The following is a 16,132-nucleotide window of genomic DNA, read 5'->3' as shown; positions in this document are numbered from 1 at the left end:
CTCCGGGTCCCGGCTAGCGGGCGGCGCTGTCCGCGCCACCGTCACGCTGGCCGGGATCGGCCCCGCCGTCGACCGGGCCCTCGGCGGAACCGTCGGCACCGCCGTCGTGCTGACCGGGCGTGGCACCACCGTCGGCCGGGCCCTCGGCGGAACCGTCCGCACCGCCGTCGTGCTGACCGACCGCGGCACCACCGTCGGCCGGACCCTGCGCCGCGCCGTCGGCGCCCCCGTCGCGGCCCGCCGGGTTGGCACCGCCGTCGGCCGGACCCTCGCCGGCGCCGCCGCCGCTCGTCCGGATGTCGTCGTCGTCGAGTCTCATCGGGCCCCCTCGGTTCAGTCGCCCCACCTTCCACGCGGCGGGGCGCCGTGCACGGGGTGGTACCCGGTGCACGATCACCACTAACCCGCTGGCGGGGTCATTCCACCAAGCAGCCTAATTCAGCTCAATTCGCCGCAGAACGGTTCGCGCAGTCCCGCTAGTGCTGCCGGACGCGGTCAGCGGCGGACCAGTGGCGCCGAGCTGTCCCGGACGACCAGGTCGGTGGAGAGCTCGACCCTGGGGGTGTCGACCGGCTCGCCGCGGGCCAGCCGGAGCACCGTACGGGCCGCGAGCAGGCCCATCTCGGCCAGCGGCTGGCGCACGGTGGTCAACGGCGGCGAGGACCACCGGGCCTCCGGCAGATCGTCGAACCCGACCACACTCACGTCGTCGGGCACCCGCAGGCCACGGCGACGGACCGCCTCGTACGCACCGAAGGCCATCTGGTCACTGGAGGCGAAGATCGCGGTCGGCGGGTCGGCCAGGTTCAGCAGCGCCGTACCGCTGGAGTACCCGGACTCGTGGTAGAAGTCGCCGGGCGCGATCAGCTCGTCGACCATGGGGATGCCGGCCGCCTCCAGCCCGGCCCGGTAACCGTCCAACCGGGCCCGGCTGCACAGCAACCGGGGCGGGCCGGCGATGAAGCCGATCCGGCGGTGGCCGAGGGAGAGCAGGTGCTCGGTCGCCCGTAGCCCACCGGCCCAGTTCGTCGCCCCGATCGTCGGGATGTCCAGGCTGGGTACGCCCGCCGGGTCGACCAGCACCATCGGCACGTTGAGCCGGCGCAACTCGGCGTGCACCGGCGGAGCGAGATCGCTGCTGACCAGGATCACCCCGTCGGTGGCGCGGGTACGCAGATTTTGCAACCACTGCCGGGTGGAGGTGGACCGGCGGTGGATGGCCGACACGACGGTGCCGACGCCGGCCGCGTGCGCGACGTCCTCCACCCCACGGATGATCTCCACCGCCCAGGGGCTGTCCAGGTCGTTGAAGACCAGGTCGATCAGGCTCGCACCGGCCCGTGGCCGGGTGGCCCGGCGGCGGTAACCGTGCCGGCGCAGCAACTCCTCGACCCGCTCCCGGGTCTGCGGCGCGACATCGTTGCGACCGTTGAGCACCCGGGACACGGTGGGCACCGACACCCCGGCCTCCTGGGCGATCGCGGTGATGGTGATCCGGCGTCCTTCGTCGACCGTCACGATGCAGCTCCTTCTTCGAGGCTCCAGCCTACGACCGAAACACTTTCGCGGTCGCGCCGGTACCGCACCGGGCGGATCACCGTTCTCCCAGGCCAGGTGTTGAGGCGATGGCAGGTGCCGGCAGTCTGGCGTTTTGCACCAAGTTACGGAACTGTTCCGGAAACTGGTATCCCGAGGGTAGCCGACCGGGGCCGGAGCTCGACGCGTCGCGGGCGGCGAACGCGGTGGCGTGTTCGGCGTAGATCCCCGTGCGCGGGGCGGGTACCGCGCCTACCGGGGATGCTGGCTCAGCCTCTTCGAGCACCGCGGCTGGCCGGGCGGCTTGATCGGATACTGGGGTGACCGAACCGACCTTGGCATCCTGGACGACAACGCCACTTCGATCCGCTGGTCCTGAACTCACACGAACACGGGCGGTGGCGCAACACGCGTCACCGCCCGGTGTTGCCCGTCACCCGAACCGGCAACCCACGTCAGACGCCCGGGTCCGACTTCGACACAGGCCCTAGCGCCGGAGTGGGACCCGACGCGCGTCGGTCCACGAACGTAGCAGCCATTCGACCGGTCCGTACCGGAACCGGGCCAGCCACCAGGCGCTGAAGGCCAACTGCCCGCCGTAGATCGCGACCGCGATCAGCAGGGTGGGCAGCGGGGCGACCCGGCCCACCAGGCCGAACCCGACCCCGGTGAAGATCAGCACACCGGCGACCGACTGGCCGAGATAGTTGGACAGCGCCATCCGCCCGGCGGGCGCGAGCACCGCGGCGAGCCGGGGACCCCGGCCGGTGTGGAAGGCCCGCAGCGCGGTGGCGACGTACGCGGCCATCAGCAGGGGCGCGGTGACGATGCTCAGCACCAGCCCGGTCAGGTTCGCCGTCCCGCCGCCGACCGCGAAGACCAGCGCTCCGGCCAGGCCGACCGGGTAACCCACCCACTGCACCCGCCGCAGCAGGAGCCGGTGCGGGGTGACGTCGGCGAGCAGCCGTACCCTGCCGGCCGCCAGGCCGACCAGGAAGGCGCAGAGGGCCAGTGGCCCCTGGACGAGCAACGCCGAGATCATCGCCGGCATGGCGCGCAGGTGCTCGACCAGCACCGAGCCGAGGCCACCGCGCAGCGCCTCGGTGGACCGGGCACCCGCGTCCGCCGCGATCGTCGGGTCCGGGACCAGGCCGCCACCGCGTACGGCCGCCAGCGCGATGACCAGCGCGACCAGGCCGAGCAGGGCACCCGCCAGGGTCGACGCGGTTCTCGGCCGGAGCCCCCGCGCCGCCAGCAGGACCAGCCCGAGCAGGGCGTACGTGGTCAGGATGTCGCCGTGGAAGAGCAGCACGGCGTGCAGTACGCCGAGCACGAACAGCCCGGCCAGCCGGCGCCGGAAGCGCGGAGCGAAGGCGACACCTCGCCGTACGGCGGAGTCGATCTGGAGGGTGAAGCTGTATCCGAACAGGAAGGAGAAGAGCAGGTAGAACTTCATGGTGAAGAGGAGTTCGACCAGCCAGCGGGTGACCTGGTCCAGCCATGAGTCGTACGACGGGTCGGGTACGAGGTGGAACGGGTACCCCGACGCGAAGAACGCGATGTTGACGACCAGGATGCCCAGGAGCGCGAAGCCCCGCAGCGCGTCGAGGTCCCCGATCCGAGGTCCCTCGCCCGTTCCCGCCGGCGCGTGCGCCGGTGGCTCCACTCGCACCGAACTGGTCGACGGATCCACCATTGCTCCCCCCGGAGGCCGAACCGACTGCTTGCCCATTCCAACGTATGAGCGGGTGGGGTCCGGCCGACAGCCGGCAGGCGGGAGGATCGGGGGGTAGGGCTGGTCCTACCGTGACCACCGGGCACATTGTCAGCGTGGTTCGTGGTGGCTCCGGGAGGGCATTCTGCGGACGCTGAGCAACCGGTCAGCGCTGAGCAACCGGTCAGCGCTGAGCAACCGGTCAGCGCTGAGCAACCGGTCAGCGCTGAGCAACCGGTCAGCGCTGAGCAACCGGTCAGCGCTGAGCAACCGGTCAGCGATGCATGTGCACGCGGATGCTGGTGGCGCCCGGACGGGTGTGTACGCGTACCAGGTCGCAGAGCTCGTTGACCAGGAACAGGCCGCGCCCACCGTCCTGGTCCGGCGCGGCCGGAATCCGACCGGCGAGTGGTTCGGCGATGTGCCCGTTGTCGCTGAGCTGGCAGATCAACTGCTTGTCGTCGGTCCAGACCGACAGGGTCCCGGTGGCACCCGCGTGCTCGACCGTGTTGGCGGCCAGCTCGTTGACCGCCAGGGTCACGTCGGCGACCCGGTCCGGTGCCAGCCCGGCGGCGAGGGCCTGCGCGGTCACCAGCCGGCGCAGCGCCCAGAGGGAGTGGAACTCGACGGCGATGGTCTCGGCGTGCGCCGGCGGGGACGGCAGCGGCAGGTTGAACCCGGCGGCCACCGCCAGCGGATCGGCGTAGTGCGGGCTAGCAAAGGCGGCACCGGCGGTCCGCACCGTGGGATGGGTACGGTACGCGTCGTCGAGCCAGCTCCGGTCCAGCCGGCCGGTGTCGTACGGGCACAGGATGGCCGCCGGACGGCCGGTGAAGGCGGCGTTGATCAGTGCCTCGTGCTGGGCGCAGGCGGGGTACTCGTCGGCGGTCCGACCGGCCCAGACGGGCTCCCCGACGATCCGGACCCGGGTGTCGCGGTGGGCGTCGGCGAAGGCGAGCAGCACACCGGGCAGGATCCGGCCGGGATTGCGCCCGGCCACGCCCATGTCGTGCAGCTGGACTCGTGCCGCGTCGACGCCGAGGGCGGCCCGGATGTGGTCGAGGTTCTCCTCGGGCACGGCGACCATCACCGGTTCACCGGCCGCCAGCCCGGCCCGGATGAACGGCACCGTGCCGGCGAGGTATTCGTACCGGCTCGCGTAGAACAGGGCCGGGTGCACGAACACGTCGGGACTGGTCGACTCGCGCATGGCTCGACGCCTCCCCTGCCCCGCCTGTTTCCGGTCGGTCCCCGCAGCGGCCCGACCGGTTCGACGGAGATCGCCCGACCGCCGCGCCGACTCCGCCGTCCATCACCCTAGCCGCCCGTTGCATCGGTGCATTCCCGGTGGCGGACACAAAGCTCCGGCCACTCGGCCAGCGAGAACGGCGGTTCAGGGGGTGGCGTACGCGTGCAGCGGACCCGGAGCGGATCGGCCGTCGAGAATGCTCGGGTCCACGCTCCACGCACCGGCGAGCCGCATCACGTCGTGTTCGGAGACCAGGATGTCGGGCTCCCCGTCCAGCGCGGGCGGCAGCCCCATCGACTGCTCGACGTCGTCGGGGTCGCCCCGCCACTCGGTGACCTCGCCGATCTCGCCGAGGAACCCGAACGCGCGCACGGCGACGCCGTCGACCGCGCGCGCCCAGCGGTGCAGTTCGGAGACCCGGTAGGTGGCGAACAACTGCACCTCGGTGCCGAGTGTGGCGGACAGTTCGACCACGTCCACGACGGTGGTCGGCCGCAGCAGCCAGCGGCCGGTGGCGAGCAGCCAGCGGGCGTCGCGGGCACCGGGCAGCGGCGGGGTCACCACCAGCCGGTCGTCGGTCAGGTAGGCCAGGTCGATGCCGTCGCGCCAGGAGACCGTACCGAGGTCGCGCAGGGCCAGGGCCCCGCTGAGGGCCTCGACGTCGGCGTCCCGAACCGCCAACCACGACTGTTTGTGGCCGAATCCGACCATGGTCTCCCCCTGCATGCCCCGCACGTTACCGACCTTCGCCACGATGACGCGGCGACTTACCGGCGCGACCGCCGGATCCGACGGTCCGGGTCCGCGTCCGGCCGGCTGCGATCGGGTACGACCCCGGCCGCGACACGTCGGCGAATCTCGATGAGTAAGGATGATTCGTTAGTTCCGTTCCTGATCACGTATTTCGTCCCCGGAAGGACTGGACATGGAAAAGCCCAGCATCGGACCGATCGAGGGTGCACCCCCGGCCGACCTGGTCATCGAGGACATCACCGTCGGCGAGGGGCCGGAGGTCGGGCGCGGCCAGTGGGCCTCCGTGCACTACGTCGGCGTCTCGCACTCCACCGGTGGGGAGTTCGACTCCTCCTGGGGCCGGGGTGAGCCGTTCGGCTTCCAGGTCGGCGCCGGTCGGGTCATCGCCGGTTGGGACCAGGGCGTGGCCGGCATGAAGGTCGGCGGCCGGCGCAAGCTGACCATCCCGCCGCACCTCGGGTACGGCAACCAGGGCGCCGCCGGTGTGATCAAGCCGGGCGAGACACTGGTGTTCGTGGTCGACCTCGTCGACGTGAAGTAGCAACCGGCCGAGCGGCTCCGTGCACCGCCGACGACCCCCCGCCCGTGCCGGCGGGTCGTCGGCGGTGTGCTGCCCGGCTCAGGCGCCGACCGGCACCCGCTCCTTGATGAAGTTGAGCAGTTCCCGGTTGACGTCCTCGGCGTGGGTCCAGGGGATGCCGTGCGGCGCGTCCTTGAGTACCACCAGCTTGCTGCCGTCGACGGCCTGACTCAGCCGCTTGCCGGTGGCCGGGAACGGCAGCACCCGGTCGGCGTCCCCCTGGATGATCAGCAGCGGCACGTCGATCCGTGGCAGGTCGTCCCGGAAGTCGGTCAACCAGGCCGGGATGCAGGCCACGGTGGCCGTCGGGGACGCCATGATCGCCGAGTTCCAGTTCGCCCGGACCACGTCGTCGCTGACCAGCTTGCCGGCGTTGACGTCGAGGTTGTAGAAGTTCTGAAGGAACTGGGTGAACCAGACGTAACGGTCCTTGATGATCTGCTGCATGAAGCCGTCGAAGAGGCTCTGTTCGACGCCCTCGGGGTTGTCGGCCGTCTTGAGCAGGAACGGCGGGATCGGTGAGACCACCACCGCCCGGTTCACCCGCGCCGACCCGTACGCGCCGAGGTAGCGGGTCACCTCGCCGGTGCCCATCGAGTGCCCGACCAGGGTGACGTTGCGCAGGTCGAGGGTGGTCATGATCTGGTCGAGGTCGGCCGCGAAGGTGTCGTAGTCGTAGCCCATGGTGGGCTGGCTGGACTTGCCGAAGCCCCGACGGTCGTACGTGATGGCCCGGTAGCCGGCGTCGACCAGGGCCGCGACCTGCTTCTCCCAGGCCGTGCCGCCGAACGGGTAGCCGGGGATGAGCAGGACCGGCTGACCCGCACCGTGGTCCTCGTAGTAGATATCGATGGACGCGGAATTCTCCACCCCGACACTGATGTACGGCATCTCGACAATCCTCTCGCGTGGATGTACGTCCGTGACGGGGGTCGGTCGCGCGGTGCCACGTGAGAGGGGCGCAGCAGCCTGAAGCTAACACGGTCCGGAGCGGGTGGTGGCCGGGTCGCCAGGTTGGGCCGGTGCCCTAACGGCGGCACCGCAAATTTTCGCCCCCGGACCGATAGTTCAGGCCACCGTGACCCGTGGTTCTGTCCGCCGCTTTGACGTGTCGGTCCGGCCGCCGACCGGACGGCCAGCCGGGACCGGAGTCGACAGACCCCTCGACGGGGAGCCGAGTTTCCGGAAACATATCGGAAGCAACGGCATCAGACCCCCGGCACGACGACGTCGCCGCGGGACTTTCGGAATGCCGGTACAAGCGACAGGAGGCTGCCATGAGCAGCGATCCCCGGGCCGGCGACGGCCACCGCACCCTGACGGCGACCCCGCCGGCACCCTGGCAGGACCCGACCCGACCGGTCGACGTACGGGTCGACGACCTTCTCGGCCGGTTGTCGCTGGAGGAGAAGATCGCCCAGTTGTACGGGGTCTGGGTCGGCGCGGACGTGACCGACGAGGACATGGCCCCGCACCAGCACGAGATGGTGGACGAGATCCCGGACTGGCGGGAACTCATCCGGGTCGGCCTGGGTCAGCTCACCCGGCCGTTCGGCACCGCGCCGATCGACCCGGCACTCGGTGCGCGGGCACTCGCCCGGATGCAGGCCGAGATCGTCGCCGCGAACCGGTTCGGCATCCCGGCGATCGCCCACGAGGAGTGCCTCTCCGGGTTCATGACCTGGGGCGCCACCGTCTATCCCACCCCGCTGGCCTGGGGCGCCACCTTCCACCCGGAGCTCGTGGAACGGATGGCCGCGCAGATCGGCGCCGCCCTGCGGCAGGTCGGCGTACACCAGGGGCTGGCTCCGGTGCTCGACGTGAGCCGCGACCCGCGTTGGGGGCGGACCGAGGAGACCATCGGCGAGGACCCGTACCTGGTGGCGACGATCGCCACCGCGTACGTGCGGGGGTTGCAGTCGGCCGGGGTGGTGGCCACCCTGAAGCACTTCGCCGGCTACTCCGGCTCCCGCGCCGGCCGTAACTTCGCACCCGTGGCGGTCGGCCCGCGCGAGTACGCCGACGTGCTGCTCCCGCCCTTCGAGATGGCCGTGCGCGACGGCGGGGCCGGTTCGGTCATGCACTCCTACGCGGAGGTCGACGGCGTACCGGCGGCGGCCGACGAACGGCTGCTCACCGACCTGCTGCGGGATCGGTGGGGCTTCACCGGGACCGTCGTCGCCGACTACTTCGGCATCGCCTTCCTGCAACTGCTGCACCACGTGGCGGACTCGACCGTCGACGCGGCCCGGCTCGCCCTCACCGCCGGGGTCGACGTCGAGTTGCCCGCCGTCCGCTGCTTCGGGCCCGGCCTGGTCGCCGCCGTCCGCGCCGGCACCGTGCCGGAGGACCTGATCGACCGCGCCGCCGCCCGCGTGCTGCGGCAGAAGTGCGCGCTCGGACTGCTCGACCCGGACTGGTCACCGCAACCGGCGGCCCTGGCCGGGCGGGCCGACGAACCGGCCGGCCTTGAGGGCACCCTCGACCTGGACCCGCCGGCCAACCGGGCGCTGGCCCGCGAACTCGCCGAGGAGTCGGTGGTGCTGCTCGCCAACTCCGGCGTCCTGCCGCTCGCCCCCGAGTCCCGGATCGCGCTGGTCGGGCCGCTCGCCGACGGCGTCACCGGGATGCTCGGCTGCTACACCTTCCCGAGCCATGTCGGCGGTCAGCATCCGGGCGTACCGGCCGGGGTGGAGATCCCCACCCTGCTGGCCGCGCTGCGGGCCGAGCTGCCCGGGGCCCGGCTCGACCACGCCGCCGGCTGCGCGGTCGACGGTACGGACCGGTCCGGGATCGCCTCGGCCGTGGCCGCCGCCACCGGTGCCGACGTCTGCGTCGCGGTCCTCGGCGACCGGGCCGGCCTGTTCGGCGCCGGCACCTCCGGCGAGGGCTCCGACGCGGCCGACCTGCACCTGCCGGGCGTGCAGCAGGACCTGCTCACCGCACTGCTCGACACCGGCACTCCGGTGGTGCTGGTGCTGCTCGCCGGGCGCCCGTACGCCCTCGGCGAGTGGGCCGACCGGCTCGCGGCCGTGGTGCAGACGTTCTTTCCCGGTGAGGAGGGCGGGCCCGCGATCGCCGGCGTACTCGGCGGTCGGGTCAACCCGTCCGGCCGGCTGCCGATCGGCGTGCCCCGCCTACCCGGCGGGCAGCCGTCCGGTTACCTGGCACCGGCGCTGGGCCAGCGTACCGAGGTCAGCAACGTCGACCCGACCGCCCGGCACCCGTTCGGGTACGGCCTGTCCTACACCCGGTTCGACTGGAGCGACGCCCGGGTCGACGGTGTCGCAGCGGACGGGGACCGGCGCACCGAGATCCCGACCGACGGCACCGTGTCGGTGTCGGTGACCGTGCGCAACACCGGCGTTCGGTCCGGCGCCGAGGTGGTGCAGCTCTACCTGCACGACCCGGTGGCCCAGGTGACCCGGCCGGTGGTCCGGCTGACCGGTTACGCCCGGATCCCGCTCGCGCCCGGCGAGTCCCGGCGGGTGACCTTCGCGGTGCACACCGATCTCACCTCGTTCACCGGTCGCGACGGGCACCGGGTGGTCGAGCCGGGCGACCTGGAGTTGCGGCTCTCCGCGTCCAGCGCCGACCACCGGTTCACGGTGCCGTTGCGGCTGATCGGGGCCGAGCGCCGGGTCGACCACCGGCGGCGGCTGGTCGCCGGGGTGACGGTGGAGTGAGAGCCATCCGGTACGCGGGTCAGGGGATGATCGTGCTCAGGTCCTTGGGCATGGTCGACCTGACGTCGTCCCACTCCCCCGGGCTGATGTGCCGGCGCAGGGCGTCGAGAACGGTCTTCACCACACCCTCGGCGCCCCCGTCGACCTCGTACGGGAAGCCCTGCCGGACCTCGTAGAGGAAGTCCTCGCGGTTCAGCTTGACCGGTACGTCGCTCGGCTGCCAGCCCTCGAAGTAGACGCCGCGCACCAGTACCGGCAACTGGGCCGCGAACTGGACGCTCTCCTGCACCGGCAGCCGGTCCCGGAGCAGCTGCAACACCGTGCGCAGCGCCGCGTACGACTGGTTGCGCCGTTGCTTCGGCCACCCGTACGCATGCTCGATGTCCTTGAGGATGAGGTTCGTCTTGTCGATCGACGCCTCGAAGGTCGAGTACGGATTGCTGGCCATCACTGTCCCCCATCCGTGTGCCACCGGCTCCCCCGGCCGGTGCTTCCCCCAAGGGTCGCCCCGAGCCGGGTGAGCGAGGCTCACCCGAGCCGGGTGAACCGGGCGAACCGTCGCCGGGGTGCACCCGGGTCAGGCGGCTCGCCGCTCCCGTACCTGCTTGCAGGAGACACAGGTGGTGGCGGACGGGAAGATCTCCAACCGTTCCACCGGGATCGGCGCGGAACACCCCTCGCACCAGCCGTAGGTTCCCTCGGCCAACCGGGCCAGCGCGTGCTCGAACTGCGCCCGGCGGTCCAGAATGGTCCGCAGCAACGACTGTGCGGTGTCCCGCTCGGCGGTCTTGGTTCCGCTGTCGGCCTGGTCGTCACCGGCGGTGTCACCGACCTCCACCAGCCGCAGCACCTGGCTCTGCAACAGGGCGTCGTCGTACTCGCCGGTCAGCTCGTCGAAGCGAGCCTCCAGGGCGACCCGGATCAGGTCGATGTCCGCCTGGGAACGGTCCGTGTCGACCGCAACGTTGACGAGCATGCGCTGCCCTGCCTTTCCGTGACGGCGGTGGACTCGCTGCCAGGACCCGGTTGGTCCGGCGCGGTCCACCGTGACCGGGCGCATACCCGTATCGGGCGGCCGTCAAACCAGGAATTTTCACGGCCGCCCCGGCACCTTCCGGGCCGGCCCGACCCGCCGTGCCGGCGGGGCGCGGTTCAGCCCGGCCCGCCCGGTTCGACCAGGGCGGGCCGGCGGGCGTCGTCCATCCGTACCACCACGTCGGCGAAGGTCGCCGGGGCCACCTCCTCGCTGTAGCGGGCAAAGGCGGGCAGGGTCCAGGCGTCGTTCGGGTCGGTGCGTCGGGCCAAAGCGGCCGGCGACAGGACAAGGTGGACGCTGACGTCGAAGGGCAGGCCGCCACCGAGCAGCAGTGGCCCGCTGATCAGGAGCACCGCCCCGGCCGGCAGGTCGACGTAGTCGGCCCGGCTGGCCCGGTCGGTGCGCGCGTTCCACAGCGACGGCAGGATCCGGCCGGTGCCGCCGGGTCCGGCCGGGTCGAGCACCTCGCGCCGCAGTCCCGCCTCGTCCAGCCAGTCGGTGTAGAACGCGTCCGGGTTGTCCCGCCCGAACTCGTAGCGCAGGGACGCCGGCCGGAGGAAGTCGGTGGCCCTGATCGGCAGTGCCGGGCGGCCGCGCAGGCGCAGCGGGTCGACCAGGGCGTCGGCGAGTTCGTCCGGTCCGGCGGCGGCCGGACCGTCGACCGCCACCCGTACCGGCGTTCCGGGGCGAACGGCTGCGAGCCGGTCGGCCAGTTCCTGGACCAGCGACTCGGGGCTGATCGGGCGGATCCTCACCCGGTCCATCCTGCCCGAACGGGGTCAGCCGGTCTGGTCGATGGTGATCCGCGCCTCGTCGGCGAGTCGGTAGCCCACCCCGTACACGGTGGTGACCAGGGGGACGTCCGCGCCGACCTTGCCGCGCAGCCGACGTACGTGCACGTCGACCGTGCGTACGCCGGTGTGCTCGTAGCCCCAGACGGCGGCGAGCAGTTGCAGCCGGGTGAAGACCCGCCGGGGGTGCTCGACCAGGTGCAGCAGAAGGTCGAACTCCAGCCGGGTCAGCGGCAGTGGTTGGTCGTCGAGCAGCACGGAGCGGGACGCGGCGAGGATGCGCACCTCGGGCGAGGTCGGGTCGGCGGCGGACGCTTCGGTCGAGACCTGGCCGGCGTCGTTCGGCTCCGGCGTCGCGGGTCGGGCCGGTGGTCGCAGCGCCGCCGGCTCGGCGGTACGCCGGTCGCCGAGGGACTGTCCGGAGATGACCGTGGCCTGCCCGTGTTCGAGCAGTTCGCGGGCGGCGTCGAGCAGCCGCTGCGCCGACGGGGTCAGCACCTCCTCCCCACCGAGCGGAATGGACAGTGTCACGGTCAGCGCGGGCGCCCCTGCGCTGGGCGGGCGCCGCTGGGCACCCGGCGGGCGACCAGGTCCCGTTGGCTGGGACGTGTGCCATCCGGCACGCGACGAGGCGGGGCTGACCGACATGGTCCTCCTTGGCTGGTGGGGGGAATTCCCCGCGGCTCGTGGTGCCGCAGGCTCGATGTTTCCGGCCACCACGGGCAGGGTCAAGGGGCCTTTACGTTGCATGAATGTGACAATTGACGCACGCATCGAAACTGAACGCTCGCTCTGCGTACCAGATCTTGGGAAATCCGGCGGGGCGGTCCACGATGATCGAGTGCGGGGAGTACTGACCGGTTTCACGGTCATCTGGACGGTCACGCTCGCCGGTTACCTGATCGGCCGCACCGGCCTGCTCGGCCCCGACGGCACGACGGTACTGGCCCGACTCGCCTTCTTCGTCGCCGCCCCGGCACTGCTGTTCACCACGCTGGCGCGTTCCTCGCTCGCCGAGGTGTTCACCCCGGCCCTGGCCGTCTTCGTGCTCAGTACGGTACTGGTCGCGGCGGCCTACCTGGCGCTCGCCCGCTGGGTGTGGCACCGACCGGCCGGCGAGGCGACGGTCGGCGCGCTCAGCGCCTCGTACGTCAACGCGGCGAACCTCGGCCTGCCGGTGGCCGCGTACGTCCTCGGCGACGCGTCCTTCGTGGCGCCGGTGCTGCTGTTCCAGGTGCTGCTGGCCTCGCCGCTCGCGCTCGGCGTGCTGGACGCCAGCGCCACCGGAGCCCGCCCCTCGGCCCGGCGACTCGCCCTGCTGCCGGCCCGCAATCCGATCATGCTGGGCTGCGCCGCCGGGCTGGCCGTCGCGGTCAGCGGCGTACCGCTGCCGGATCCGGTGATGCGGCCGTTCGAGCTGGTCGGGTCGGCCGCCGTACCGCTGGCTCTGCTCGCCCTCGGCATGTCGCTGCCCGGCAGCCGGCCGCTGCGCGGCGGCCCGGAGGCGGTCGAACGCTACACCGCGGTCGGCCTCAAGGTGCTGGTCCAACCGGCACTGGCCTACCTGATCGGACGGTTCGCCCTCGGGCTCGGCGGGCCGACGCTGCTCGCGGCGGTGGTCACCTCGGCCCTGCCGACGGCGCAGAACGTCTTCGTCTACGCCACCCGGTACGGGCGGGCCGAGTCACTGGCCCGGGACGCCGTCGTGCTGTCCACCCTCGCCGCCGCCGTGACCCTGGTGGTCATCGCGGCCTGGCTGGGCTGAGCCGGCACCGGCACACCCCGGTACCGGCGCGCGGCTACGCGTCGCGGTCGACGCTGACCCGGGCCTCGTCGGCGAGCCGGTAGCCGACCCCGTACACCGTCGTCACCAGCGGCACCGCCTCGCCCACCTTGGCCCGCAGCCGGCGTACGTGCACGTCGACGGTGCGGGCGATCGCGTGTTCGTAACCCCAGACGCTGTTGAGCAACTGGAGTCGGGTGAACACCCGGCGCGGGTGCTCGGCCAGGAACACCAGCAGGTCGTACTCCAACCGGGTGAGCGGGATCGGCGCGCCGTCGCGCAGCACCTTGCGGGAGCCGGCCAGGATCCGCAGTGGAGCGAACCGGTCGGTGGCCGGCTCGGCGTCGCCGACGAAGGGTGTGACCGGTGCCGGCTCGACGGCCAGGGCGATGCCGGTGACGTCCGCGACACCCGCCCCCCGGTCACCGTGCTCGACCAGCTGCTGGACCAGTTCCAGCAGGCGGGTGGCCTGCGGGGTCAGGGTGTCGCCGTCGCTCAACGTGATGTCGAGGGTGACGGTGAGGGTGGTGGGGGCGCCGCTCGGCACGGGCCGCCGACGCGCGAGGGTCGACCGGACCGATCCGCTCGACGGTGAGTACGTGCGCGGGCTGATCGCGATGACCGACATGAGGGGCCTCCTAGCGCTGGTGTTCCGTGCCGTCCCGCAGCGCGGTGGCGCGCGAAATCAGGGGTACGCCCGGTCGGCGGTCGCCGGGGGCGCGGTGGTCAGGTGGGCGTAGACGTCGGTCGGGCCGAACGCCGGCAGACCGGCCAGCCGCCAGGCCGCGAAGCCACCCACGATGTCGGTGGCCCGGTAGAGGCCGACGTCCTGTAGTGCGGCGGCGGCCAGCGAGGAGGTGTAGCCCTCCTGACAGAAGATCACCACCGGCAGGTCGTACCGGTCCGCGACCGGCAACCGGGCGTCGCTGCGCGGGTCGAGCCGCCACTCCAGCACGTTGCGCTCGATCACCAGCGCGCCGGGGATTGAGCCGTTCGCGGCCCGCTGGGCGGCCGGCCGGATGTCGACCAGCAGCGCCCCACCCCGGTACGCGAGATGCCCCGCCTCCGGGTCGAGTCGACGCAGCCGCAGCCGGGCCGCCTCCAGGATCTCGTCGATGCTCCGGGATCCCACCGGTGCGCTGGTGTCCGGACAGCCGATCTGCCGGTGCGCCGAGTTGATCAGTTTCACCAGGCCACTCCCGCCTCGGCGACCTCGGCCACCCGAAGCTTGCCGCCGTCGAGTTCGTAACGGGTCATCCGGCGCAGCGCCGGCAGGTAGACGTGCACACTGACCGCCGGCTCGTCGCCCCGGTTGCTGACCCGGTGCACGTGCTGCGGGCCGAACTGGCGCCCGGTGCCGGCGCGCAGCACGGTCGGCCGGAGTTCGCCACCGACCACGATCTCCTCGGTGAGCGCACCGGCGGACACCACGAAACCACCGGAGGAGCCGCCGTGGTCGTGCAGGTCGGTCGACTGACCGGGCAGCCAGGTCAGCAGCCAGACCTCGTACTCGTCGGTGCCGGCGAGGCGGGAGTACCAGCGTTCGACCGGGTCGAACCGGGCCGGTTCCGGCCAGGAGGCCGGGTCCGAGGCGTACCGGCGGGCGATGGCGAGCGGGTCGGTGGAGTTGATGGTCATCGTCATTCCTCGTCGAAAGCGATCGGTCCAGTGCACCCACCCTAGCCAATAAAACCTATAGGCTTGGTAGGTAATAGACTTCGTCTCATCTGTTGGGAAACGGGCGAGGCCCGCCCCGTCGGGCGGGACGGGCCTCCGGGACGCGGTCGTGCCGACGCTCAGGCGCCGCCCTCGTTCAGGGTGACCGTGGCCGGCTGGAAGCCCGCGCCGGTGACGTCGACACCCGAGCCCTTGAGCGCGTCCAGTGCCCGCTGGACGTACTCGTTGGTGTACGCGGCCCGATCCGGCTGCTTGGTCAGCACCGTTCGCCCGTCCTGGTTACGAGTATTCAGGGCCAGCTCGACGGTGGCCTTCCAGGCCGTCTCGTCGATCAGCCCGATCCCCTTCGGCGCCGGCCAGACCAGCTTGTTGACCTCGTTCGTCTGCCAGAGCTGGTGGCTGGCGCCCAGCTTGGCGCCCCGGGCGACCACCAGATCCCGGCACTGCTGCGGATTGTCCCGGCAGTACGCCCACCCCTTGATCGTGCCGGTGAGGAACTTCACCGCCGTCTCCCGGTACGCCTCGTCCTGCGCCAACCGGTCGCTGTTGGCCCAGACCGCGTCCTGCAACATAGCGGTGCCGAGCGTGTTCCAGTCCAGCACCGTGAACGCCTCCGGCCGGTAGAGCTGACCGGTCTTCGGGTCCTTCGCCTCCAGCAACTGGGCGTACTCGTTGTAGCTCATCGCCTGCGCGGCGTCGATGTCCCCGCGCAGCAACGCCTGCATGTCGAACTGCTGCTGCACCAGGGTGACGTCCCGGCCCGGATCGAGACCCGCCTTCGTCATCCCGGCGAACAGCTCGAACTCGTTGCCGAACCCCCAGTTGCCGACCTTGCGTCCCTTCAGGTCGGCGGCCGTACGGATCCCCCGGTCGGCGAAACTGACCTGGTAGGTGCCGGAGCGTTGGAAGATCTGGGCGATGTCGGTGATGCCCGCGCCCTGCTCCCGCGAGGCGAGCGCCTTCGGCACCCAGGCCACCGCGAAGTCGGCCTGGCCCTGCGCCAGCACCGTCTGCGGCACGATGTCGACACCGCCCTCGACGATCTCCACGTCGAGGCCCTGCTCCCGGTAGAAGCCCTTGTCCACGGCGGCGATGTAGCCGGCGAACTGGGCCTGCACGAACCACTGTAGTTGCAGCTTGACCGAGGTCTTCCCGCCCGGTGCGGTGGATCCGGAGCCGGTGCCGTCCGCGGTGCCGCAGCCGGCCAGCACCGCACAACTCACGAGCCCGGCGACCAGGCGCCGTCTGCCGAGACTACCCATCTGTCCTCCAGCGGTTGACTCTGCGCATCGGGGCCGGTCGACCCCGACGTCGGGCGGCGCCGGGC

The 16,132-nt window shown here is 71.8% G+C and carries 17 protein-coding genes; 3 read left to right on the top strand and 14 right to left on the bottom strand.

The window, feature by feature from the left end; genetic code table 11:
• Positions 1–13: 13 nt before the first annotated feature.
• The 5 genes from OG792_RS14275 to OG792_RS14255 all read right to left on the bottom strand — a co-directional run bounded on the left by OG792_RS14275 (position 14) and on the right by OG792_RS14255 (position 5,225).
• Complete coding sequence (locus OG792_RS14275) at positions 14–319, bottom strand: hypothetical protein (RefSeq protein ID WP_329110021.1); 306 nt, start codon at positions 317–319, stop codon at positions 14–16.
• A 176-nt stretch (positions 320–495) separates the two neighbouring features.
• Positions 496–1,518, bottom strand: coding sequence for a LacI family DNA-binding transcriptional regulator (locus OG792_RS14270; RefSeq protein WP_329110020.1), 1,023 nt, complete (start codon positions 1,516–1,518; stop codon positions 496–498).
• Between the two features lie 505 nt (positions 1,519–2,023).
• Entirely contained in the window at positions 2,024–3,229 is a 1,206-nt protein-coding gene (locus tag OG792_RS14265) for a DUF418 domain-containing protein (RefSeq protein ID WP_329110019.1), read from the bottom strand.
• A gap of 295 nt (positions 3,230–3,524) precedes the next feature.
• Positions 3,525–4,460 carry a sensor histidine kinase gene (locus OG792_RS14260; RefSeq protein ID WP_329110018.1) on the bottom strand — a complete coding sequence of 312 codons (936 nt, stop codon included), beginning with the start codon at positions 4,458–4,460 and terminating at the stop codon, positions 3,525–3,527.
• Positions 4,461–4,643: 183 nt separating this feature from the next.
• Positions 4,644–5,225: a hypothetical protein gene (locus OG792_RS14255; RefSeq protein ID WP_329110017.1), complete on the bottom strand. Its 582-nt coding sequence runs from the start codon at positions 5,223–5,225 to the stop codon at positions 4,644–4,646.
• A gap of 199 nt (positions 5,226–5,424) precedes the next feature.
• On the opposite strand from OG792_RS14255, the gene OG792_RS14250 reads away from it, so the two are divergent.
• Positions 5,425–5,793 carry an FKBP-type peptidyl-prolyl cis-trans isomerase gene (locus OG792_RS14250; RefSeq protein WP_329110015.1) on the top strand — a complete coding sequence of 123 codons (369 nt, stop codon included), beginning with the start codon at positions 5,425–5,427 and terminating at the stop codon, positions 5,791–5,793.
• Positions 5,794–5,871: 78 nt separating this feature from the next.
• Here OG792_RS14250 and OG792_RS14245 read toward each other — a convergent pair whose 3' ends face one another.
• A complete protein-coding gene (locus tag OG792_RS14245; protein ID WP_329110014.1) occupies positions 5,872–6,723 on the bottom strand; it encodes an alpha/beta fold hydrolase in 852 nt (283 codons plus the stop codon).
• Positions 6,724–7,109: 386 nt separating this feature from the next.
• Between OG792_RS14245 and OG792_RS14240 the strand changes: the two genes are divergently transcribed.
• Positions 7,110–9,518: a glycoside hydrolase family 3 N-terminal domain-containing protein gene (locus OG792_RS14240; protein ID WP_329110013.1), complete on the top strand. Its 2,409-nt coding sequence runs from the start codon at positions 7,110–7,112 to the stop codon at positions 9,516–9,518.
• Between the two features lie 19 nt (positions 9,519–9,537).
• On the opposite strand, the gene OG792_RS14235 is transcribed toward OG792_RS14240, so the two are convergent.
• From OG792_RS14235 to OG792_RS14220, 4 genes are all read right to left on the bottom strand, one after another.
• Positions 9,538–9,966, bottom strand: a complete 429-nt coding sequence (locus OG792_RS14235) for a DUF2267 domain-containing protein (protein WP_329110011.1) — start codon at positions 9,964–9,966, stop codon at positions 9,538–9,540.
• 129 nt (positions 9,967–10,095) lie between these two features.
• The gene (locus OG792_RS14230) at positions 10,096–10,494 is read right to left on the bottom strand and encodes a TraR/DksA family transcriptional regulator (RefSeq protein ID WP_329110010.1); all 399 of its coding nucleotides are present in this window, start codon (positions 10,492–10,494) and stop codon (positions 10,096–10,098) included.
• A 176-nt stretch (positions 10,495–10,670) separates the two neighbouring features.
• On the bottom strand, positions 10,671–11,309 hold the full coding sequence (locus OG792_RS14225) for a uridine kinase (protein ID WP_329110009.1): 639 nt from the start codon (positions 11,307–11,309) through the stop codon (positions 10,671–10,673).
• A 24-nt stretch (positions 11,310–11,333) separates the two neighbouring features.
• The gene (locus OG792_RS14220; protein WP_329110008.1) at positions 11,334–11,993 is read right to left on the bottom strand and encodes a winged helix-turn-helix domain-containing protein; all 660 of its coding nucleotides are present in this window, start codon (positions 11,991–11,993) and stop codon (positions 11,334–11,336) included.
• A gap of 193 nt (positions 11,994–12,186) precedes the next feature.
• On the opposite strand from OG792_RS14220, the gene OG792_RS14215 reads away from it, so the two are divergent.
• Entirely contained in the window at positions 12,187–13,110 is a 924-nt protein-coding gene (locus tag OG792_RS14215) for an AEC family transporter (RefSeq protein ID WP_329110007.1), read from the top strand.
• 34 nt (positions 13,111–13,144) lie between these two features.
• Here the strand turns inward: OG792_RS14215 and OG792_RS14210 are convergent, their stop codons facing one another.
• From OG792_RS14210 to OG792_RS14195, 4 genes are all read right to left on the bottom strand, one after another.
• Positions 13,145–13,756, bottom strand: coding sequence for a winged helix-turn-helix domain-containing protein (locus OG792_RS14210; protein WP_329110005.1), 612 nt, complete (start codon positions 13,754–13,756; stop codon positions 13,145–13,147).
• A gap of 57 nt (positions 13,757–13,813) precedes the next feature.
• Complete coding sequence (locus OG792_RS14205; RefSeq protein WP_442932470.1) at positions 13,814–14,308, bottom strand: rhodanese-like domain-containing protein; 495 nt, start codon at positions 14,306–14,308, stop codon at positions 13,814–13,816.
• Between the two features lie 5 nt (positions 14,309–14,313).
• On the bottom strand, positions 14,314–14,766 hold the full coding sequence (locus OG792_RS14200; protein ID WP_329110004.1) for a cysteine dioxygenase: 453 nt from the start codon (positions 14,764–14,766) through the stop codon (positions 14,314–14,316).
• Between the two features lie 158 nt (positions 14,767–14,924).
• Positions 14,925–16,067, bottom strand: coding sequence for an ABC transporter substrate-binding protein (locus OG792_RS14195; protein WP_329110003.1), 1,143 nt, complete (start codon positions 16,065–16,067; stop codon positions 14,925–14,927).
• Positions 16,068–16,132 lie beyond the last annotated feature (65 nt).

This window comes from Micromonospora sp. NBC_01699 (genome assembly GCF_036250065.1).
Classification (GTDB): Bacteria; Actinomycetota; Actinomycetes; order Mycobacteriales; family Micromonosporaceae; genus Micromonospora_G.
This window is presented reverse-complemented; position numbering and strand designations above follow the sequence as displayed.